18 protein-coding genes and 4 tRNA genes are annotated in these 20,789 nt (G+C 51.1%); 20 read left to right on the forward strand and 2 right to left on the reverse strand.

What is annotated here, in order from left to right:
- Positions 1 to 208 precede the first annotated feature (208 nt).
- From rho to ACKQAD_RS02245, 16 genes are all read left to right on the forward strand, one after another.
- Entirely contained in the window at positions 209 to 1,468 is a 1,260-nt protein-coding gene (gene rho / locus ACKQAD_RS02170) for a transcription termination factor Rho (RefSeq protein ID WP_096617845.1), read from the forward strand.
- A 405-nt stretch (positions 1,469 to 1,873) separates the two neighbouring features.
- On the forward strand, positions 1,874 to 2,971 hold the full coding sequence (wecA, locus tag ACKQAD_RS02175) for a UDP-N-acetylglucosamine--undecaprenyl-phosphate N-acetylglucosaminephosphotransferase (RefSeq protein WP_409158634.1): 1,098 nt from the start codon (positions 1,874 to 1,876) through the stop codon (positions 2,969 to 2,971).
- A gap of 21 nt (positions 2,972 to 2,992) precedes the next feature.
- Positions 2,993 to 4,039, forward strand: a complete 1,047-nt coding sequence (gene wzzE / locus ACKQAD_RS02180; RefSeq protein ID WP_409158635.1) for an ECA polysaccharide chain length modulation protein — start codon at positions 2,993 to 2,995, stop codon at positions 4,037 to 4,039.
- Positions 4,040 to 4,106: 67 nt separating this feature from the next.
- Positions 4,107 to 5,237, forward strand: a complete 1,131-nt coding sequence (gene wecB / locus ACKQAD_RS02185; protein ID WP_409158636.1) for a non-hydrolyzing UDP-N-acetylglucosamine 2-epimerase — start codon at positions 4,107 to 4,109, stop codon at positions 5,235 to 5,237.
- A gap of 118 nt (positions 5,238 to 5,355) precedes the next feature.
- Positions 5,356 to 6,618: a UDP-N-acetyl-D-mannosamine dehydrogenase gene (wecC, locus tag ACKQAD_RS02190; protein WP_409158637.1), complete on the forward strand. Its 1,263-nt coding sequence runs from the start codon at positions 5,356 to 5,358 to the stop codon at positions 6,616 to 6,618.
- Entirely contained in the window at positions 6,609 to 7,682 is a 1,074-nt protein-coding gene (gene rffG, locus ACKQAD_RS02195) for a dTDP-glucose 4,6-dehydratase (protein ID WP_409158638.1), read from the forward strand. Before wecC ends, rffG begins: the two co-directional genes overlap by 10 nt.
- Positions 7,683 to 7,718: 36 nt before the next feature.
- Complete coding sequence (gene wecD / locus ACKQAD_RS02200; protein WP_409158639.1) at positions 7,719 to 8,450, forward strand: dTDP-4-amino-4,6-dideoxy-D-galactose acyltransferase; 732 nt, start codon at positions 7,719 to 7,721, stop codon at positions 8,448 to 8,450.
- 4 nt (positions 8,451 to 8,454) lie between these two features.
- Positions 8,455 to 9,585 carry a dTDP-4-amino-4,6-dideoxygalactose transaminase gene (gene rffA / locus ACKQAD_RS02205; RefSeq protein ID WP_409158640.1) on the forward strand — a complete coding sequence of 377 codons (1,131 nt, stop codon included), beginning with the start codon at positions 8,455 to 8,457 and terminating at the stop codon, positions 9,583 to 9,585.
- Between the two features lie 2 nt (positions 9,586 to 9,587).
- On the forward strand, positions 9,588 to 10,838 hold the full coding sequence (gene wzxE, locus ACKQAD_RS02210; protein ID WP_409158641.1) for a lipid III flippase WzxE: 1,251 nt from the start codon (positions 9,588 to 9,590) through the stop codon (positions 10,836 to 10,838).
- A complete protein-coding gene (locus ACKQAD_RS02215; protein ID WP_409158642.1) occupies positions 10,835 to 11,920 on the forward strand; it encodes a TDP-N-acetylfucosamine:lipid II N-acetylfucosaminyltransferase in 1,086 nt (361 codons plus the stop codon). The genes wzxE and ACKQAD_RS02215 overlap by 4 nt, the downstream gene beginning before the upstream one ends.
- On the forward strand, positions 11,917 to 13,311 hold the full coding sequence (wzyE, locus tag ACKQAD_RS02220; protein ID WP_409158643.1) for an ECA oligosaccharide polymerase: 1,395 nt from the start codon (positions 11,917 to 11,919) through the stop codon (positions 13,309 to 13,311). The genes ACKQAD_RS02215 and wzyE overlap by 4 nt, the downstream gene beginning before the upstream one ends.
- The gene (wecG, locus tag ACKQAD_RS02225) at positions 13,308 to 14,057 is read left to right on the forward strand and encodes a lipopolysaccharide N-acetylmannosaminouronosyltransferase (protein WP_409158644.1); all 750 of its coding nucleotides are present in this window, start codon (positions 13,308 to 13,310) and stop codon (positions 14,055 to 14,057) included. Before wzyE ends, wecG begins: the two co-directional genes overlap by 4 nt.
- 306 nt (positions 14,058 to 14,363) lie before the next feature.
- A tRNA-Arg gene (locus ACKQAD_RS02230) sits at positions 14,364 to 14,440 on the forward strand.
- 121 nt (positions 14,441 to 14,561) lie between these two features.
- Positions 14,562 to 14,637, forward strand: a tRNA-His gene (locus ACKQAD_RS02235).
- Between the two features lie 63 nt (positions 14,638 to 14,700).
- A tRNA-Leu gene (locus ACKQAD_RS02240) sits at positions 14,701 to 14,787 on the forward strand.
- A gap of 42 nt (positions 14,788 to 14,829) precedes the next feature.
- Positions 14,830 to 14,906: transfer RNA gene (locus ACKQAD_RS02245), tRNA-Pro, on the forward strand.
- 160 nt (positions 14,907 to 15,066) lie between these two features.
- Here the strand turns inward: ACKQAD_RS02245 and ACKQAD_RS02250 are convergent.
- Positions 15,067 to 15,813 carry a transporter substrate-binding domain-containing protein gene (locus ACKQAD_RS02250; RefSeq protein ID WP_409158800.1) on the reverse strand — a complete coding sequence of 249 codons (747 nt, stop codon included), beginning with the start codon at positions 15,811 to 15,813 and terminating at the stop codon, positions 15,067 to 15,069.
- Between the two features lie 308 nt (positions 15,814 to 16,121).
- Here ACKQAD_RS02250 and ACKQAD_RS02255 point away from each other — a divergent pair, with 308 nt between their 5' ends.
- Positions 16,122 to 17,195 carry an iron-containing alcohol dehydrogenase family protein gene (locus ACKQAD_RS02255; RefSeq protein ID WP_409158645.1) on the forward strand — a complete coding sequence of 358 codons (1,074 nt, stop codon included), beginning with the start codon at positions 16,122 to 16,124 and terminating at the stop codon, positions 17,193 to 17,195.
- A gap of 69 nt (positions 17,196 to 17,264) precedes the next feature.
- Here the strand turns inward: ACKQAD_RS02255 and ACKQAD_RS02260 are convergent, their stop codons facing one another.
- Complete coding sequence (locus tag ACKQAD_RS02260; protein ID WP_409158646.1) at positions 17,265 to 17,465, reverse strand: hypothetical protein; 201 nt, start codon at positions 17,463 to 17,465, stop codon at positions 17,265 to 17,267.
- A gap of 497 nt (positions 17,466 to 17,962) precedes the next feature.
- Between ACKQAD_RS02260 and purB the strand changes: the two genes are divergently transcribed.
- The 3 genes from purB to ACKQAD_RS02275 are packed head-to-tail and all read left to right on the forward strand — an operon-like array spanning position 17,963 to position 20,667.
- Positions 17,963 to 19,327 (forward strand): adenylosuccinate lyase, encoded by a 1,365-nt coding sequence (gene purB, locus ACKQAD_RS02265; protein WP_409158647.1) that lies wholly within the window; start codon positions 17,963 to 17,965, stop codon positions 19,325 to 19,327.
- Between the two features lie 9 nt (positions 19,328 to 19,336).
- Positions 19,337 to 19,879: a GNAT family N-acetyltransferase gene (locus tag ACKQAD_RS02270; RefSeq protein WP_409158648.1), complete on the forward strand. Its 543-nt coding sequence runs from the start codon at positions 19,337 to 19,339 to the stop codon at positions 19,877 to 19,879.
- A complete protein-coding gene (locus ACKQAD_RS02275) occupies positions 19,876 to 20,667 on the forward strand; it encodes an amino acid ABC transporter substrate-binding protein (RefSeq protein ID WP_409158649.1) in 792 nt (263 codons plus the stop codon). Before ACKQAD_RS02270 ends, ACKQAD_RS02275 begins: the two co-directional genes overlap by 4 nt.
- Positions 20,668 to 20,789: the final 122 nt, after the last annotated feature.

Below are 20,789 nucleotides of genomic sequence, written 5' to 3' on the forward strand. Positions count from 1 at the left end.
ACTTGGTTTTATGTGTCTTCGATCTCCTGCCGTTGATTTATACGGATATCGTTTATGCGGATGTTGTTTTGCGCGGATGTAATGCGCTTCAGGTGTGAAACCAGACAGGAATCCGGTGATTGAAGGCTGTTATAGAGGCACGGATGACCCTGCCATACCATTCACGTTAATAGTTCGAGATTTACCCCGAGTTAAAGAACCCACCACTATGAATCTTACCGAATTAAAGAATACGCCAGTTTCTGAGTTAATTGCTCTTGGCGAAAATATGGGCTTGGAAAACCAGGCCCGCATGCGTAAACAGGATATTATCTTCGCTATTCTGAAACAGCATGCCAAAAGCGGCGAGGATATTTTCGGCGACGGTGTGCTGGAGATATTGCAGGACGGCTTCGGCTTTCTCCGTTCCGCAGACAGCTCCTACCTCGCAGGCCCCGATGATATCTACGTTTCTCCCAGCCAAATCCGCCGTTTTAACCTCCGTACTGGTGACACCATTTCTGGCAAGATTCGTCCGCCGAAAGAAGGTGAACGCTACTTTGCGCTGCTGAAAGTTAACGAAGTCAACTACGACAAACCTGAAAACGCCCGCAACAAGATCCTGTTCGAAAACCTCACGCCACTGCATGCAAACTCTCGTCTGCGTATGGAACGCGGTAACGGATCGACAGAAGATCTGACGGCGCGTGTACTGGATCTGGCTGCGCCGATTGGCCGTGGTCAACGTGGTCTGATCGTTGCACCGCCTAAAGCAGGTAAAACCATGCTGCTGCAGAACATCGCGCAGAGCATCGCTTACAACCATCCTGACTGTGTGCTGATGGTACTGCTGATTGACGAACGTCCGGAAGAAGTGACCGAGATGCAGCGTCTGGTGAAAGGTGAAGTGGTTGCGTCAACGTTTGACGAACCGGCTTCCCGTCACGTTCAGGTTGCTGAAATGGTGATCGAAAAAGCGAAGCGTCTGGTTGAGCATAAGAAAGACGTTATCATTCTGCTGGACTCCATTACGCGCCTGGCGCGTGCCTACAACACTGTTGTCCCTGCTTCGGGCAAAGTGTTGACCGGTGGTGTGGATGCTAACGCCCTACATCGTCCGAAGCGTTTCTTCGGTGCGGCACGTAACGTTGAGGAAGGCGGTAGCCTGACCATCATCGCCACCGCACTGGTGGATACTGGTTCCAAGATGGACGAAGTGATTTACGAAGAGTTTAAAGGTACAGGTAATATGGAGCTGCACCTGGCGCGTAAAATCGCAGAAAAACGTGTCTTCCCGGCGATTGATTACAACCGCTCTGGTACGCGTAAAGAAGAATTGCTTACCACCTCTGAAGAATTGCAGAAGATGTGGATTCTACGCAAGATCATTCACCCAATGGGCGAGATCGATGCGATGGAATTCCTGATCAACAAGTTGGCGATGACAAAAACCAACGATGAATTCTTCGATATGATGAAACGTTCATAAATCCGAGCGTTCATCTATATACCCTAAATAATTCGAGTGGCGTGAAGGCGGCAAGCGCGCGAATCCCCAGGAGCTTACCGTAGGTAAGTCACTGGGGTGAGTAAGGACAAATTGGCTTAGCCAATTTGAACGCCGCTTGCGGTGGCTCCTCAGGGCGAGGCTCAGAGATGAGCCGAGTATTGCCAACGCACATACGGCTTGAAGTATGACGGGTACATTACGGATAACTTGGGGAGCGCCACGCTGGGTCGTGGCGTTTTTTTATCCCCTCAGTGATCGCAGTGAAGGGGCTTTCTACTAGGAAGTCGCGGTTATCACTCAATTTTTACTGGCGATCAACGTGGGCGATAGGATATAAGGCGTAAACCGAGTCTATACTGAACAGCTACAGCGCGGCTGTTAACGGTGAACTTACTCACTATGAGTACCGAATTACTATTTATTTTCTTGTTTTCTCTGGGATTTATTTTTTTTACTCGCAGTATTGCGGGTAAAATAGGGCTTGTCGATCGTCCCAACTACCGTAAACGTCATCGGGGTCTTGTGCCTTTGGTTGGCGGCATCTCTGTGTATGCGGGTATCTGCTTTAGCTACTTTATTACCGACCAATATATTCCCAACTTCCGTCTTTACCTGCTGTGCGCGGGCGTGCTGGTGTTTGTCGGCATGCTGGACGATCGTTTTGATATCAACGTGAAAATTCGTGCCGTTGTGCAAGCGTTTGTCGCGGGAGTGATGATGGCCTTTGCCGGCTTGACGCTACACAATTTGGGACACATCTTTGGCCCATGGCAGATGGCGCTGGGACCGTTTGGTTATCTGGTCACGCTGTTTGCCGTTTGGGCGGCGATTAATGCGTTCAATATGGTGGACGGAATCGATGGATTGCTCGGCGGATTGTCCAGTGTCTCATTTGGGGCGATGGGGATTTTGCTGTATTTGAGTGGCCATACGAATCTGGCATTGTGGTGCTTCGCCATGATTGCCGCGACGCTGCCTTACATTTTGCTGAATCTGGGAGTGTTTGGGCGGCGCTACAAAGTCTTCATGGGCGATGCGGGAAGCACGATGATTGGCTTCACGGCGATCTGGCTTCTGATCCAAACGACGCAAGGCCCGCAGCATCCTATTAATCCGGTGACGGCATTGTGGATCATCGCTATCCCGCTGATTGATATGATCGCGATTATGTATCGTCGCTTACGCAAAGGGATGAGCCCGTTCTCGCCTGATCGACAGCATATTCATCATTTAATGATGCGAGCGGGCTTTTCTTCCCGACAGGCATTTGTGCTGATTACGCTCGCCGCCGCCTTGCTGGCTGCGGTCGGTGTGTCGGGAGAATATTTCTTTTTTATACCCGAATGGTTGATGTTGGCATTATTCTTGCTGGTGTTTCTGCTGTATGGCTACTGCCTGAAACGAGCATGGCGGGTCGCCCGTTTTATCAAGCGAATCAAACGCCGTATGCGGCATTCCGATGAGCAAAAGCAGTCATCCTGACCAAATAATTTTGGGGAAGTAATGAAATCAGAGAACTTGTCTACCGGGAATGCGTTGATTGATAACGAACTGGATATCCGTGGTTTATTCTGCATGCTGTGGCGGGGAAAGGTGTGGCCGATAGCAATCGGCCTGCTTTTTGCCGTTGTAGCATTAGGCTATTCCTATCTTGTTAAACAGGAGTGGAGCGCGACAGCGATTACCGACAAGCCGACGGTCAATATGCTGGGAGGGTATTATTCGCAGCAGCAATTCCTGCGTAACCTCGACGCCCAATCTTTTTCTTCGCCTCAGCCAGAGCAGCCGTCTATTTCGGCAGATGCCTATGATGAATTCATCATGCAGTTAGCGGCTTACGATACCCGTCGGGATTTCTGGTTGCAGACTGACTATTACAAGCAGCGCCTGGAAGGCGATGAAAAAGCGGATGCCGCTCTGCTCGATGAAATGGTCAACAACATTCAGTTTACGCCGCGCGACGAGGGGAAAAAAACCAATGATTCCGTGAAGCTGGTGACGGAAACCTCTGCGGATTCCAACACCTTGCTTCGTCAGTATGTGGCTTTTGCCAGCCAGCGGGCTGCCAACCATCTGAATGAAGAGATCAAGGGTGCCTGGGCTGCCAGAACCATTTTCATGAAGTCGCAGATCAAACGTCAGGAAGCGGTAGCGAAAGCGATTTACGATCGTAAAGTCCGCAGCGTTGAACTCGCGCTGAAAATCGCCCAGCAGCAAGGTATTAGCCGTAGCCAGACAGATACGCCGGCAGACGAAATTCCCGCATCGGAAATGTTCCTGCTTGGCAGACCGATGCTCCAAGCTCGACTGGAGACGTTGCAAACCAGCGGCCCACACTACGAACTGGATTATGATCAAAATCGCGCGATGTTGGCGACGCTGAACGTTGGCCCAACGCTTGAGGCCAGTTTCCAGACGTATCGTTATTTACGTACACCGGAAGAACCGGTGAAACGCGACAGCCCGCGTCGGGCATTCCTGATGGTGATGTGGGGGGCGATTGGCGCGCTCGTTGGAGCCGGTATTGCCTTGGCTCGCCGTGCGCGCTAACCAGCTTGCTGATTCGTGTTTGATGCTCAGCGAGCGTCTGCGTCTAACCTGATTAAAGAGATTCAATGTGAAAGTGTTGACTGTTTTCGGCACCCGGCCGGAAGCCATTAAAATGGCGCCGCTGGTTCATGCCCTGGCTCAGGATGGAGCTTTTGAATCGAGAATTTGCGTAACAGCCCAGCATCGGGAGATGCTGGATCAGGTGCTGCGTTTGTTCGATATTACGCCGGACTACGATCTGGATATCATGCGGCCGGGGCAGGGACTCAGTGAGATATCCTGCCGGATTTTATCGGGGCTTGAACCTGTCATGGCAGAGTTCAAACCGGATTTGGTGTTGGTACATGGTGATACTACCACGACGCTGGCAACCAGTCTGGCGGCCTTTTATCAGCGCATCCCCGTCGGCCACGTAGAAGCTGGATTGCGTACCGGCAATCTGTATTCGCCCTGGCCGGAAGAGGCCAACCGCAAGCTGACCGGGCATCTGGCGATGTACCATTTCGCCCCGACGGAAAACTCGCGTCAGAATTTGCTGCGTGAGCACTTGTCTGACCGGCATATTTTTGTGACCGGTAATACGGTGATTGATGCGCTATTCTGGGTGCGTGACCGTATCCTCGGAGATGCCGCGCTGCGCCGCAGTCTCGATGAAAAATATGCTTTTTTGGACGATGACAAAAAACTGATTCTGGTTACCGGACATCGGCGCGAGAGTTTTGGCGGCGGCTTTGAGCGCATTTGTAGCGCGCTGGCGGACATCGCCCGTCGACACCCCAAAGTACAAATTGTGTATCCGGTTCACCTGAATCCTAACGTTAGCGAACCCGTGAATCGTATCCTGAGCGGCATTGATAATGTGATGTTAATTGCGCCTCAGGACTATCTGCCTTTCGTGTATTTGATGAATCGTTCTTACATGATTTTGACTGACTCTGGCGGTATTCAGGAAGAAGCACCGTCATTAGGTAAGCCAGTATTGGTGATGCGTGATATGACAGAGCGACCGGAGGCCGTTGAAGCGGGCACGGTCAAGCTGGTGGGGACAGAAGTGACCAGCATTGTTGATGCGGTCTCTATGCTGTTGACAGATGAAGAGGCGTATCAGGCAATGAGCCGCGCTCATAATCCCTATGGTGATGGTCAGGCCTGCCAACGCATTGTTGATGCATTAAAAAATCGCCAGGAGCGATTTTAAACGTCGCCATGCGACGGCCCGAAGGGAACCGGGCAGGGATAGCCTGGGATAAAAAATCGCCAGGAGCGATTTTAAACGTCGCTTTCGACGACCCGACAAAAAATTATCAGGTGGCACTATGAGTTTTACTACCATTTCCGTAATCGGTTTAGGCTACATCGGTTTACCCACCGCTGCAGCCTTTGCATCGCGTCAGAAAAAAGTCATCGGTATTGATGTGAACAAACTGGCGGTCGAAACCATTAATCGCGGCGAAATCCATATTGTCGAGCCCGATCTGGATTCACTGGTCAAAGTGGCCGTGGAAAATGGCTATCTTCAAGCCATGACCAAGCCCGTGCCAGCCGATGCTTTCCTGATCGCTGTTCCTACCCCTTTCAAAGGCGATCACGAACCCGATTTGGCCTACGTTCAGGCTGCTGCCGCGTCCATCGCACCTGTCCTGAAAAAAGGCGATCTGGTGATTCTTGAATCGACATCCCCCGTAGGGGCAACTGAGCAAATGGCCGAATGGCTGGCTGATGCTCGTACGGATTTAACGTTTCCGCAACAGGTTGGGGAAACGGCGGATATCAATATCGCCTATTGCCCTGAACGCGTGCTTCCCGGCCAGGTTGTGGTTGAGCTGATTAAAAACGATCGTGTCATAGGCGGCATGACCTCGGTGTGCTCTACGCGCGCCAGTGAGTTATACAAAATTTTTCTTGAAGGTGAGTGTGTAGTTACTAACTCCCGCACCGCCGAAATGTGCAAGTTGACGGAAAACAGCTTCCGCGATGTCAACATTGCTTTCGCCAATGAGCTCTCGCTGATTTGCGCCGAACAAAACATTAACGTATGGGAACTTATCCGATTGGCAAACCGCCATCCCCGCGTCAATATTCTGCAACCCGGCCCTGGCGTCGGTGGGCACTGCATTGCGGTCGATCCCTGGTTTATTGTGGCACAGAACCCTCAGCAGGCTCGGTTGATTCATACTGCCAGACTGGTGAACGATGGTAAGCTACTTTGGGTTGTGGATCGCGTCAAAGCGGCCGTAGCGGATTATCTGGCACAAACGGATAAGCGCGCCAGCGAGGTTACGGTGGCCTGCTTTGGGCTGGCGTTCAAGCCCGACATTGACGATCTGCGTGAAAGCCCCTCAGTCGGGATTACGTCCATGATTGCACAGTGGAACACCGGCGTGACGTTAGCCGTCGAACCCAATGTTAAACACCTGCCGTCCGTGTTGGCCGGGCAGGTGACGCTGGTCGATACCAGTCGTGCATTAAAAGAAGCCGATGTGTTGGTGATGTTAGTCGACCATCGTCAGTTTAAAACGATTAACCCAGAAGATGTGAAACAACGGTGGGTTATTGATACTAAAGGAGTATGGCGTTGAAACGTATTTTAATTACCGGTGGTGCAGGGTTTATTGGTTCCGCGTTGGTCAGATACATTCTGACGGAAACGCAGGACAGCGTCGTCATTGTCGATAAACTGACTTACGCAGGTAACCTGTCTTCTTTAGCTCCCGCTGCTGATAGCGAACGTTTTGCGTTCGAGCAGGTGGACATCTGCGATCGTGCTGGGCTGGATCGCGTCTTCAAGGCCTATCAGCCCGCGCTGGTGATGCATTTGGCGGCGGAAAGCCACGTCGATCGCTCTATCGATGGCCCAGCGGCGTTTATCGAAACCAATATTGTTGGCACCTACACCATGCTGGAAGCGGCACGTCACTACTGGCAGAGTTTGGCTGATGCGGACAAGCGCGCGTTCCGTTTTCACCATATCTCTACCGATGAAGTGTTTGGCGATCTGCATGGGACAGACGATCTGTTCACAGAAACAACGTCCTATGCGCCGAGCAGCCCTTATTCTGCATCGAAGGCATCCAGCGATCATCTTGTTCGCGCCTGGTTGCGTACCTACGGGTTCCCGGCGATTATCACCAACTGCTCGAATAACTATGGCCCTTACCATTTCCCAGAGAAACTGATTCCGCTGGTAATCCTGAATGCGGTCGCGGGTAAACCGTTACCGGTTTATGGTGACGGTGCGCAAATCCGCGATTGGCTCTTTGTCGAAGATCACGCCCGCGCACTGTACAAAGTGGTGACAGAGGGCAAAATCGGCGAAACCTACAACATAGGTGGTCATAACGAGCGCAAAAATATTGAAGTCGTTCAGACCATTTGCGCGCTGCTGGAAGAGTTGGCACCGAATAAACCCGCTGGTGTGGAACATTACCGCGATCTCATCACCTACGTAAAAGATCGCCCGGGCCATGATATGCGCTACGCGATCGATGCCGGGAAAATTGAACGTGAATTGGGCTGGCGTCCGGAAGAAACGTTTGAGACTGGCATGAGAAAAACCGTCAACTGGTATCTGAATAACGAAAAATGGTGGCGCAGCGTGCAAGATGGTTCTTATGCCGGCGAACGTTTAGGACTGAACGATTAAACCTGTGGCCAGTGGCGGAAAAGAAGGAGCGAAACGATGACCCATCCGGTATCAGCAGGACAGGGGGAGATTCGCGCCACGGTTGAACCGCTGGGCTGGGAGAGCGAATTCTTCCAGATTGACAGCGGTAAGCTGAATTTTTCGCCTTTTGCGCCCGCGTTGACGCTTGATGCGCTGAGCGCATTGACGCTGACGCAGGCCAAAATTGCGGCGGACAATCTGGTGTTGGCGGATGCGCTTGCCGATCTTGGTTTCCGATTGGTGGAAGGTGAAGTCGATCTCAGTCTTTCGCTGGAACGGGCTACCGTAGTGACGCCGCTACCGCGCTGGCGCGAAGCAGCACCCGACGATATCCCGGCACTGAGGACGGCGGCATCGCGTGTTTTTGCACTGAGCCGTTTTCGTTCTCCGTGGTACCAGCCGGAAGATAGCGGGCGTTTCTATGCGCGGTGGATTGAAAACGCCGTGCGCGGTACGTTCGACCACTGTTGTTTACTGGCGGAAGATGCTACTGGCAATCCACAAGGATGGGTCACGCTACGCAGAGTGGATGACACGGATGCACGTATCGGGCTGCTGGGTGTTTGGCCGGGTGTGATGGTACGGGGCATCGGTTCACAGCTGATGGCGCTAGCGGAAACGTGGTGCCGACAACAAGGATTGATTCGTCTTCAGGTCGCGACGCAGGTTGGCAACGTGGCGGCGCTTCGTCTTTATCTTCGCCGTGGTGCCACGATTGAGAGTACGGCGTATTGGTTATACAGGTGATCACATGATTCCATTTAATGCGCCACCGGTTGTCGGTACGGAACTGGATTATATGCAGGCAGCCATGAGCAGCGGTAAATTGTGCGGCGATGGTGGGTTTACCCGCCGCTGTCAGCAGTGGCTGGAACATTATTCCGGCAGTAAAAAAGTCCTGCTCACGCCTTCCTGCACCGCTTCGTTGGAGATGGCTGCTATCCTGCTGGACGTTAAGCTCGGCGATGAAGTGATCATGCCGAGCTATACCTTCGTTTCCACCGCCAACGCCTTTGTGCTGCGCGGTGCGAAGATCGTGTTTGTCGATATCCGCCCGGATACCATGAACATTGACGAGACGAAAATCGAAGCGGCAATTACGGAAAAGACGCGCATTATCGTGCCGGTTCACTACGCGGGTGTGGCCTGCGAGATGGACGCGATTATGGCACTGGCGAAGAAATACGATTTGTATGTCGTGGAAGATGCCGCGCAGGGCGTGATGTCCAGCTACAAAGGCCGCGTTCTGGGTTCCATTGGTCACATCGGCTGCTTCAGCTTTCATGAGACCAAGAACTACACCTCGGGTGGCGAGGGCGGCGCTACGCTGATTAATGACGCCAGACTGGTGGAGCGCGCGGAAATCATCCGTGAAAAGGGCACTAACCGTAGCCAGTTTTTCCGCGGTCAGGTGGACAAATACACCTGGCGTGATATCGGTTCCAGCTACCTGATGGCGGATATTCAGGCGGCCTACCTCTGGGCGCAACTGGAAGCGGTGCGACCGATCAACGAGCGGCGCCTGAAGCTATGGCAGAACTATTATGCGGCATTCAAATCGCTGGCCGATGCCGGGCGCATTACGCTGCCGACCGTACCGGCTAATGGCATCCACAACGCACACATGTTTTATATCAAACTGCGCGATCAGGACGATCGCAGTGCGTTTATCAATTACATGAAAGAAGCCGAAATCATGACGGTCTTTCATTATATTCCGCTACATAGCTGTCCTGCGGGTCTGAACTTCGGGCATTTTTCCGGTGAAAATCGCTACACCACGCAGGAAAGCGAACGGCTGGTGCGTTTACCGCTGTTCTACAACTTGTCGGACGTTAATCAGCGGACGGTCATCAATACCATTCTGAGCTTCTTCTCCTGAGTATGTCGTTGGCGAAAGCATCGATATGGACGGCTGGCTCTACGCTGATAAAAATCGGCGTGGGGCTGGTTATCGTCAAACTGCTGGCAGTCACGTTTGGCCCCAGCGGTGTGGGAATGGCAGGGAATTTCCGCCAGCTTATTACGGTGCTGGGCGTGTTAGCCGGCGCAGGGATCTTCAACGGGGTTACCAAATACGTGGCGGAGTATCAGCAACAGCCGGAACGGCTGAGGCCGCTGCTCGCTACGTCTGTCACGCTGGTGCTGGGGTTTTCCACGCTGCTGGCGATACTCTTTCTGACCGCTGCAACATCTATCGCCAATCTGCTGTTTGGGCACGACGACTATCGCGACGTGGTGCGTGCGTTGGCATTTATTCAAATGGGCATCGCCTACGCCAACCTGTTTCTGGCGATCCTCAAAGGTTATCGGGATGCGATAGGCAATGCGCTGGCTGTGATCGGCGGCAGTCTGATCGGGCTGGCGGCTTTTTGGCTCTGTCTGCAACTGGGTGGCTACGTTGGCGCTTTGGCGGGGCTGGCGCTGGTTCCCGCGCTGCTGGTGATTCCAGCGAGCATCATGCTATTGCGACGTACGCCGCTGTCGCTGTCCTTGCTAAAACCGGCGTGGGATCGCGCCATTGCGTGTCAGTTGGGCAAGTTCACGCTGATGGCGTTGATGACCGCGGTGACGCTACCTGTCGCGTATATCACGATGCGTAACCTGCTGGCGGCACATTACAGCTGGGATGAAGTGGGCATTTGGCAGGGTGTCAGCAGTATTTCCGATGCTTACCTGCAATTCATTACCGCCTCTTTTACCGTTTATCTGTTGCCGACACTTTCGCGCCTGACGGACAAGGCTGCTCTATCGCAGGAGATTGTGCGCTCGCTGAAATTTGTGCTGCCTGTCGTGGCGGGCGTCAGCTTTTGCGTGTGGCTGCTGCGAGATTTTGCCATCTGGCTATTGTTCTCCAGCCAGTTCACGGCAATGAGAGATCTCTTCGTTTGGCAACTGGTGGGGGATGTAATGAAAGTGGGCGCTTACGTCTTTGGCTATCTGGTCATCGCGAAAGCGGCACTGCGCTTTTATCTGCTCACGGAAGTCAGCCAGTTCTTCCTGTTGACCGGTTTTTCCCACTGGCTGATTCCGCTTTATGGTGCACAGGGGGCGGCACAGGCCTATATGGCAACCTATCTGGTCTATTTTTTGCTTTGTTGTTGCGTATTCATTATTTACCGTAGGCGAGTATGACGACACTGATTCATGTATTGGGATCTGACATCCCGCATCATAACCAGACCGTTTTACGTTTTTTTAACGACGTGCTGGCGACGGAACTTCCCGAACAACAGATTCGGCATTTCATCGTGGCGTCCCGCGAGGGCATTTCATCGGCTGACTTTCCTGCGCTGCGTATTGAAACCTGCGTGGATAAGAAAACGCTGGCTGAGGCTGTCATCGCCAGAGCGAAAGCGAACCGTAAGATGCGCTTTTTCCTGCATGGGCAATTTAACCCTATGCTGTGGCTGGCGCTACTGAGCGGGAAAATCAAATCTGAACAGGTTTACTGGCACGTGTGGGGCGCGGATTTGTATGAAGAAGCGAATAGCCTGAAATATCGCCTGTTTTATTGGCTTCGGCGCTTGGCGCAAAAGCGTGTTGGATACGTGTTTGCCACGCGTGGCGATCTGGCGTGGTATACGCCGCGTGCGCCTCGCGTGCCAACGTCATTGCTGTACTTCCCGACACGAATGGATCCGGCGTTAACAGGCATACAGGTGGATAAACCGCTGGCAGGACCGATGACGATTCTGGTCGGCAATTCTGGCGATCGCACGAATCGCCATCAGGAAGCGCTGCGGGCGATTCACAACCAGTTTGGGAAAAATGTGCGGGTGATTGTGCCAATGGGCTACCCCGTGAACAACCAATCCTACATCGCGCAGGTGGAAAAGGACGGTTTGGCGCTGTTTGGCGTGAAAAATTTCCAACTGCTAAAGGATCAACTGGCGTTTGATGACTACCTCAACATGCTACGCACCTGCGATTTGGGCTATTTTATTTTCGATCGCCAGCAGGGAATCGGGACGTTATGCCTGCTGATTCAGTTTGGTGTGCCGTTCGTGATCAGTCGGCAAAATCCGTTCTGGCAGGATTTGACTGAACAGGGGCTGCCTGTGCTGTTTTACGGTGACGAGTTGGATGAAGCGATGGTACGTGAGGCGCAGCGCCAACTGGCATCGGTAGATAAGCACCAGATCGCGTTCTTTAATCCCAATTATCTGCAAGGCTGGCGAGAGGCGCTGGCGTTGGCGACGGGAGAACCAACATGACGCTGGGACAATTTGGTGGGCTGCTTGTCGTCTACCTGATTTCAGTCGTCTTCATCCTGAGCCTGACCTGGATGGAGTTTCGGCGGGTGCGTTTTAACTTTAACGTGCTGTTTTCCCTGCTCTATTTATTGACGTTCTATTTCGGTTTTCCGTTTACCTGCGTACTGGTGTTCCGGTTCGGCGTTGAAATCGTTCCCGTGCAGTATCTGCTTCAGGCGATGCTGTCCGCGACGGCGTTCTATACGATCTATTACGTCAGCTATAAGACGCGACTGCGCCAGAAAGAAGCCTCCGTGCCGCGTGCGCCACTCCTGACGGTGAATCGGGTTGAAGCCAATCTGACCTGGTTGTTGCTGGCGTTGATCGCGGTCGCCACCGTCGGTATTTTTTTTCTCAACAATGGTTTCTTGCTATTTAAGCTGCGGTCCTACAGCCAGATATTCTCCAGCGATGTGTCCGGCGTGGCGTTGAAACGCTTCTTCTACTTCTTCATTCCGGCGATGCTGGTGGTGTATTTCCTGCGTCAGACGCAGCGTGCGTGGCTGATGTTCCTCATTAGTACGGTTGCATTTGGGATGCTGACCTACGTGATTGTCGGCGGAACGCGTGCGAATCTGATCATCGCCTTCGCTCTGTTTCTGTTTATTGGCATTGTGCGTGGTTGGATTACCCTTTGGATGCTGGTTGCGGCTGGTGCGTTCGGGATTGTCGGGATGTTCTGGCTGGCGCTGAAGCGCTATGGGCTGGACGTCAGCGGTGATTACGCCTTTTATACATTCCTCTATTTAACCCGTGACACCTTCTCGCCTTGGGAAAACCTGGCGCTGCTGTGGCAGAACTACGACAAGATTGAATTCCAAGGGTTGGCACCGATCGCCCGTGATTTCTACGTCTTTATTCCCTCTTGGCTATGGCCGGACCGTCCGAATTTGGTGTTAAACAGTGCGAACTATTTCACCTGGGAAGTGTTGAATAATCACTCTGGGCTGGCGATATCTCCCACGCTGTTGGGCTCACTGGTGGTGATGGGGGGCGTGCTGTTTATCCCGCTCGGGGCGATTGCGGTCGGATTGATTATCAAGTGGTTCGACTGGGTGTATGAGTTAGGGAAACACGACAGCAATCGTTATAAGGCCGCTATTTTTCAGGCATTCTGCTTTGGCGCGGTGTTCAATATCATTGTGCTGACGCGTGAAGGCGTCGACTCTTTTGTGTCACGCGTAGTATTTTTCTGCCTGGTATTTGGCCTGTGCCTGCTTGTTGCCAAGTTGCTTTACTGGTTGCTGGAAAGCGCCGGGTTAATCCGGCAACGCCTGATGCGTATGCGTGCGACGCCACTGGCACCAACACCCAGCACCGTACAGAATCCAGAGATCAAGGAGCAGGCATGACAGCGTTAAAAACCAGAGAGACAATCCCTCTGTATACCATTCGTGATTTGCCCATTCACGGTTTCCGCAATATGTCGCAGTTCGTTGATTACCTGTTTGCAAGGGAGCGTGTTGAAACGGGGACACTTATTGCGATTAACGCTGAGAAAGTGCTAACGGCAGAGAAAGATGTGGTGTTGCGTACGCTGCTCGATCGCGCAGAGTATAAGTACGCGGATGGCATTAGCATCGTGCGCTCCATTCGGCGCAAGTACCCGCAGGCTGACGTCACGCGGATTGCGGGGGCAGACCTGTGGGAAGCGCTAATGGAACGAGCAGGCAAAGAAGGAACGCCGATTTTTCTGGTGGGTGGGAAACCTGATGTGCTGGTGCAGACGGAAGCGAAACTGCGGGCGCAGTGGAACGTGAATATTGTTGGTAGCCAGGATGGCTATTTTGCGCCAGAGCAGCGCGATGCGTTGTTTGAGCGCATTCGGGCTAGTGGTGCACAGATTGTTACCGTTGCGATGGGGTCGCCACGGCAAGAGATTCTGATGCGCGATTGTCGCCACCACTATCCTGATGCGTTGTATATGGGCGTCGGTGGAACGTATGACGTCTTTACCGAGCATGTGAAGCGAGCCCCGCTCGTGTGGCAAAATTTAGGGCTGGAATGGCTGTATCGCTTGCTGTCCCAGCCGAGCCGTATTTTTCGGCAGCTCAGACTGTTGAAATATGTGGCCTATCACTACAGAGGTCGTCTGTAGGTTTTATCTGGCGAGGGCTTTTTCTCTATGTATGTGGATGAATATAGGCATAAACATGAGCATCGGAGCGTCGTTAGTGTGCGAAATGGCATTTTTAATCTCTTCTACGCGTGTATTCCGGATTGTAATTGAATGAAAAAATATCTGTCGTAGTGAGTTGTCCATAGCATTTGGGGGCGGGAAGGGCGTAACTGTATGCTATTTAGCTTGGAATGAACAAATCATAATCAAACGCATCATTTCGATAAAAAAGCACTAGACAGCCAGTCACTAAGCCCGTAATATCCCGCCCCGCAACGGCGCTAAGCGCCCGTAGCTCAGCTGGATAGAGCGCTGCCCTCCGGAGGCAGAGGTCTCAGGTTCGAATCCTGTCGGGCGCACCATTATATTTTTATGAAGTATGTTGTGTGCAAGAGCTGCGGTGGTACACTTTTTTTCGTAAAGAAAGTATCCCGTAAAAAGGAAGTACCGCGTAATAAGTCATTGATGTAAAGTGTGGTTATGGTGGCTATAGCTCAGTTGGTAGAGCCCTGGATTGTGATTCCAGTTGTCGTGGGTTCGAGTCCCATTAGCCACCCCAGATTTTGTAGTTGATGAGTTGTTGATTAACGTTCTTTCGTTAATAAAATCGTTTGTGAGTTATGCGAAGGTGGCGGAATTGGTAGACGCGCTAGCTTCAGGTGTTAGTGTTCTTACGGACGTGAGGGTTCAAGTCCCTCTCTTCGCACCACACAAACTGAGAACATCAGTGATGTTCACAAAGCAATACATTCGGCGAGTAGCGCAGCTTGGTAGCGCAACTGGTTTGGGACCAGTGGGTCGGAGGTTCGAATCCTCTCTCGCCGACCAATTACAAAAAAAAAGCACATCGAAAGATGTGCTTTTTTTTCGTCTAATATTTTGCAAATATTATTGATAATTCATTCCATCTCTTGGGAAAGAGGGTAATGAAATGAGGGGGATCACACGGTGAGTCGTCAGTGGTACCCGCGTTATAGTGCTCAATTATTTATTTGATATCTTGTCCTGCAACATCCGCACTGCCAAAGTATTTTTCAGCTAACGCGTTTAATTGCCCATCCTTGCGTAATTCGTCTAGTTTTTGGTTGAAACTAACGAGGAGAGCATCCCCAGCAGGGTTTTTTGCAAAAGGAAAGTTAACGGTTTCGCGTGACAACGGTTCTCCAACCAATTTAAGTGGCAACTGATGTTTATTGATTTCAGCTAACAGAATAGGCCGTGAATTGACATAGCCCTGCACTCGGCCAGTGGTCACGTCATTGACTGCACCATCTCGGGTTTCATAAGTTCGGATGGTAATGCTGTTTTCAGGAAAAGCATTACGCAGGTTGGTTACGTGGGTTGAACCAAGCACGCCAGCAACAACCTTGCCGTGTAAATCCGCCAGCGTTTCAATATTCGTATTTTTTATGCTGGTCACAATCTGTGAGGAATAAGTTAGATAAGTATTGGAAAAGTTATACTTTTTGGCTCGTTCTGTTGTTTTAACGAAGTTATTCGCAACGGTGTACAACTTCCCAGCTTCGAGTTGGCCTAACAATCCGCTGAAATCAGAGGTTGTCCACTCGATTTTATACCCTAACTTTTGTGCTATTTTTTCTGCTACTTCAACGTCATATCCAACTAATTTCCCATTTTCCTTGTAGGACCCAGGAAAACTTTGGCCAGTGGTTCCAAGGCGTAAAGTAAGCTGTTGTTCTGCTGACGAGTGGTTGTCACACCCTGCGATAGTCATCGTGACGCCCGCAAGAAGTAAGAGTGGTTTTAGTCCAGTAAACGATATTTTTAGCATGACAGAATCCCTGATTTATCTGGCAATAAGGCCGTTTTAATGAACATAAGGCGATTGATATACATAGATATCAGAATACAGTGGGATACTATAACATTGCGTAAAAAATGATTTTTATATCATTGGGTTATAATTTATTTCCTTTGTTTCTGTTACAAGATTTAGCCGAGTCCATACACTAGTGTTAATCGGCTCAGATGATTTAGACCACGACGACGTAATAGAGACTCTCATAAAAAAGGAATACCTTCGTGTTATCAATAAAATCCCCGCTCACCTATTACCACCAGATTAACTTGTGCCGTCGTGTCGGTGATTTCATTACGCCTTTTTCCCGGAATATTGCGATCTTAACGAGTCGGCGGGCCTGGAAAGCGGTAGAGGCTGCGGTGATAGAGAGCTTAAATAACAGTGGGATTGATTTTCATGTCCATTTTTTGAGCGGCGAGTGCACACGAGAAGCTGTAGCATACCACCAAGAGAAAATCGCTCAGCATAAGATACAATTCGTTTTAGGGATTGGTGGGGGACGGGTATTAGATTGTGCGAAAGCGGTTGCGGATGGGTTGAGTGATGGTCAGGTGGCTACGTTACCGACGATTGCTGCAACCTGTGCAGCCTGGTCACCCATTAGTATTCTCTATGATGAACACGGTGCACATCAGGGGACATTAGTCTTAAAGAATATGCCCGTTATGGTGATGGTAGATAGCACTGTGATCGCTAACAGTGATGTACGTTATCTGAAAGCGGGTATTGTCGATGCGTTAGCGAAATGGTACGAGTTTCAGCCCTATGAAGAAAAGAATGGAGCGAGTCTGGCATTAAGTCTTAAAATTCAGGCTGCGGCTTTTGCCCGAGAGACCTTTGCTCGTTGGGGGGTACAGGCAATACGCGATAACAAAAACCATGAGGTGACACCCGCGTTGCAAAAAGTGATTGATGCTGCGATTGCTGGAGCGGGTCTGGCGAACAGCATGCGTGATGAAGATCCGTCACCAGGCGTGGCCCATGCTATTCATAACCGCCTGACACATATTCCTGCTCTGCACGACTGGCTTCATGGCGAAAAAGTGGGATTTGGGTTAATCGTCCAATCGCTTCTGGCGCAGCAAGGAACGGATCCAGATGAGGCGTTGTTAGCGCAACTACGTCAGTATGATATGCCTCTTTCACTCGCGGTGCTGGGTGGGCAATATCGTGAAGTGGTGAAAGACATCGCTACGAGTTTTAAATTTCCTGCTACCAGTGCCGCTCTATTACCGTTTTCCCTCTCTCCTGAGGCGATAGAAAAGGCCATTCTGGCTGTGGAGAAAATACGCTAAGCGATGACTTAGATGGTCTTGTCGGATTCGTCAACCCGACAAGAGGTTGCTTCTCTATGGGATAGCGCGTTACGGCGTATAGTGCACTGGTGCCAGTGCGCTGCTATCGATATTTTTTCGCATGGGTTTCATTGTGGTATCGAAAGGGCACAGCGCGCCTTTTTCCGTATGCTGGCAGCTCTGAGAGTTCAATTCCTCTTTCAATAACGGCTTTTGATCGCTCAACAGTGTCAGCGAACAGATGCTGTTGACGATAATACTCGCCCTCATAGTGTCTTTTTAGCACGGTGGCGGCATAGCCGTGGCCAGTTAATTCACCCTCGCGTGTGACCCACTGCGGCCACTCTCGTGCCGTGCCGGACTCTAACGCCGTCGTGTTGGATTCTGTCGGAGGGCGTACGCCATGACGACTGACTTTTCCAACTGGTAGCGCTCCTGAGCCTGAGTAGAGAATGAAGGAAATAATGATCATGATAATCAATAGGGGGCGTGGAATGCGTAATGTCGTGTGGGAAAGCATGATAATCCCTCGTCAGTAGTCATACGGATAAGGAATTTCCTTATAGGAAGAGGAAAGTGACAAATGCGCTTTTCTGCCTGGAAGAGAGTGTTAGCGAACATTTCTGCATGCATAGTTTGCAATCAAACTTTTTGATCTAAGATAGATCCCAAAGGTATAAATCGCATAATTTCCGCATGTTATATTTTTAAAAATTAAAAAGACGACATAAATCCCGCCTGATAAATCCAACACTAACGAGTTAATTATGGCATCACATCTTATTGATTTTCTTCTTATAGGGAATAATTTTGGCACGCCTGAAATGCGCGGCGTCTGGTCCGAGCATAATCGCCTGACTAAACAGGTTGAAGTTGAAGTTGCCCTAGCGCTTGCTGAGGGTGAACTGGGTGTCATTCCGCTGGATGCGGCAAAAACCATTGCAGAAAACGCTGACGCAAGCGCGCTTAACGTTGAAGAGATTGCAAAAGATGCAGCGCGCATGAAGCACTCCTTGATGCCGACGATTGCCGCGATTCAGAAACAATGCGGCGCGGCAGGTGAGTTTATTCACTACGGCGTGACCACGCAGGACATTGTTGATACCGCAACCGTGTTACAACTGAAACAATCTTTTGATATTGTCGTCAGAGATACACAATTGCTGGCCGTTGAGCTGAAACGTCTGGCGAAGCAATATCAATACACGCTGATGGCTGGCCGTACCCACGGTATGCAGGCGCTACCTACCACGTTTGGCTTCAAACTGGCTGTGTGGCTGGATGAATTTATCCGCCACCTTGAACGCTTGAGTGAAATCAAAGAACGTGTTCTGGTCGGCAACATCAATGGTGCCATTTGTACTTACGCTTCTTTTGGCGAACAGGGGCCGGAAATCGAGCGTCTGACGCTGGATAAACTGGGGCTGAATACGCCGAATATCGGCTGGCAGTCTGCCCGCGATCGTTTCTCCGAATACGCCTCTGTTGCGGTGCTGATCAGCGGTACGCTGGGTAAAATCGGCAACGAGCTGTACAACCTGATGCGTACCGAGATTAACGAAATCGAAGAGCCGTTCTCTGAAGGGAAAATCGGTTCTACCACCATGCCGCATAAACGTAACCCTGCCGCACTGGAAGGGCTGGCGAGCTTGACTGCTCCACTGTTCAAGAGCGCCGCGCTGATTCATGAATCCATGAAAGTTGAGCACGAGCGTGATGCGATGAGCTGGCGTGCAGAATGGATCGCGCTGCCAGAAATCAATATCTATCTGTCCGCTCAGCTTCAGAATGCGCTTGGCATCCTGCGTGGGATGTCCGTCAACGAGAAGCAAATGCTGGCGAACCTCGATCTGCAAAATGGCCTGCTGCTGTCTGAAAAAGTGATGTTTGAAATTGGTAAACGTCTCGGCAAGCAGACCGCTCACCATCTGGTTTACGAATGCTCTATGCAGGCATTCGAGCAGAATCAATCGTTTAAATCGGTGCTCTTGACCCACCCGGTGCTTTCTGAGCAGGTGACCGCCGCCGATCTGGACGAATGGCTGAATCCGGCTAACTATGTTGGTAGTGCGCCGCAGAAAGTGGATGACGTGATTCGTTATGCGGACGACTCCGGCCTGCTGCCAGCATAAGGTGACACCATGGGTATCGTATTTCGTCAGGCTACGCTTGCGGATGATGAAACTTTTTTGGCGCTGGCGCTGGCGGCGTTTGAGCCGATTCGTCAGTTAGGTATTAACTTCTCTGCTGCCCATGCGGATATCGACATGGTGCGCACGCATATTGCCTCACACGGCGTTTATGTGATGGAGAAAGACGGTGAGATGGTGTCGTCATTTACCATCCGCTATCCGTGGGGGCCGGAGCCGGGCCCGTTCGGTTTACCCCATTTGGGCTGGTTTGCAACGCACCCTGGCTATAAAAAACAGGGGCTGGGTAAGCAAATGATGGGCTGGCTGGAAGAAGACATTCTGATTAATCAGCTTAAAGCGCCTGCGGTGTCGCTTGGCACGGCGCAAAACCACCCGTGGCTGATTGAGATGTATAGAAATTATGGTTTCAGGGAAGTCGGGCAGACGAATCTGGGAAAAGGACACCTGACAATCTGGATGGAGAAAATCCTTGATAACCAATTGTATGAGCAGTGGAAAGATAAAAACTCAAAAAGAGAGGCAGTAAAATGATGAAAAAAGTAACGTTGTCTGTTCTGGCGCTGACGACCGCCTTTCTTGTTGCCGGCTGTGATTCTGGGAAAAACAGCGCTGAGCAGGAAAAAGTTCTGAAAGTGGGTTCAACCGGCCAAAGCTATCCAAGCGGCTTCAAGCAAGATAATAAGCTGGTCGGCTTTGACGTTGAAGTGACGGAAGCCATTGCGAAAGATCTGAACTACAAAGTTGAGTGGGTTACCGCCGATTTCAGCGGCCTGATGGGGCAACTGGAAGCGAAAAAACTGGATACCGTGGCGAATGTGGTGGCAATTACGCCTGCGCGTCAGGAAAAATACAATTTCGCCCAGCCGTACAGCTTCTACGGCAGCCAGATTGTGACGCACAAAGATAACACGGACATTAATACGCTGGCTGACCTGAAAGGGAAGACGGTGGCTGGTGTGCTGGGTTCTAACCACGTCAACAACCTGAAAAAAGCGTTTGCCGATGGCAGCGTGAATATTCGTACTTATGAAACGCGCGATGGTGCAATGAACGACGCGTTATCTAAACGTGTTGAAGGCTATGTGAATTCACGTCCTATCCTGCTGGCGGAAATCAATAAGCGTAACCTGCCGTTCAAACTGGTTGGTGAACCGCTGGTGATTGAAGAAGTGAGCTTCCCGTTCCACAAGGACGAGAAAGGCGATGCGTTGCGTAAGCAGTTCGATGCAGAGTTAACGAAAATGCGTGAAGATGGACGCCTGAAAGCGATCTCCGAAAAATATTTTGGTGAAGACATCACGGTATCACCGGCTAAATAACCTCACGCCGTTATTCTGGCCGAGTCGTTACGTAGACTGATGATTCGTGATGTAGCCAGCCAGATGATTCGTTATATAGCCTAGTCATAACCCTGTTCCACCGGCGCAATATGGCCGGTGGA

Origin of the sequence: Pectobacterium artocarpous, from assembly GCF_046159765.1 — a bacterium.
In the GTDB taxonomy this organism is placed as follows: Bacteria; Pseudomonadota; Gammaproteobacteria; order Enterobacterales; family Enterobacteriaceae; genus Pectobacterium.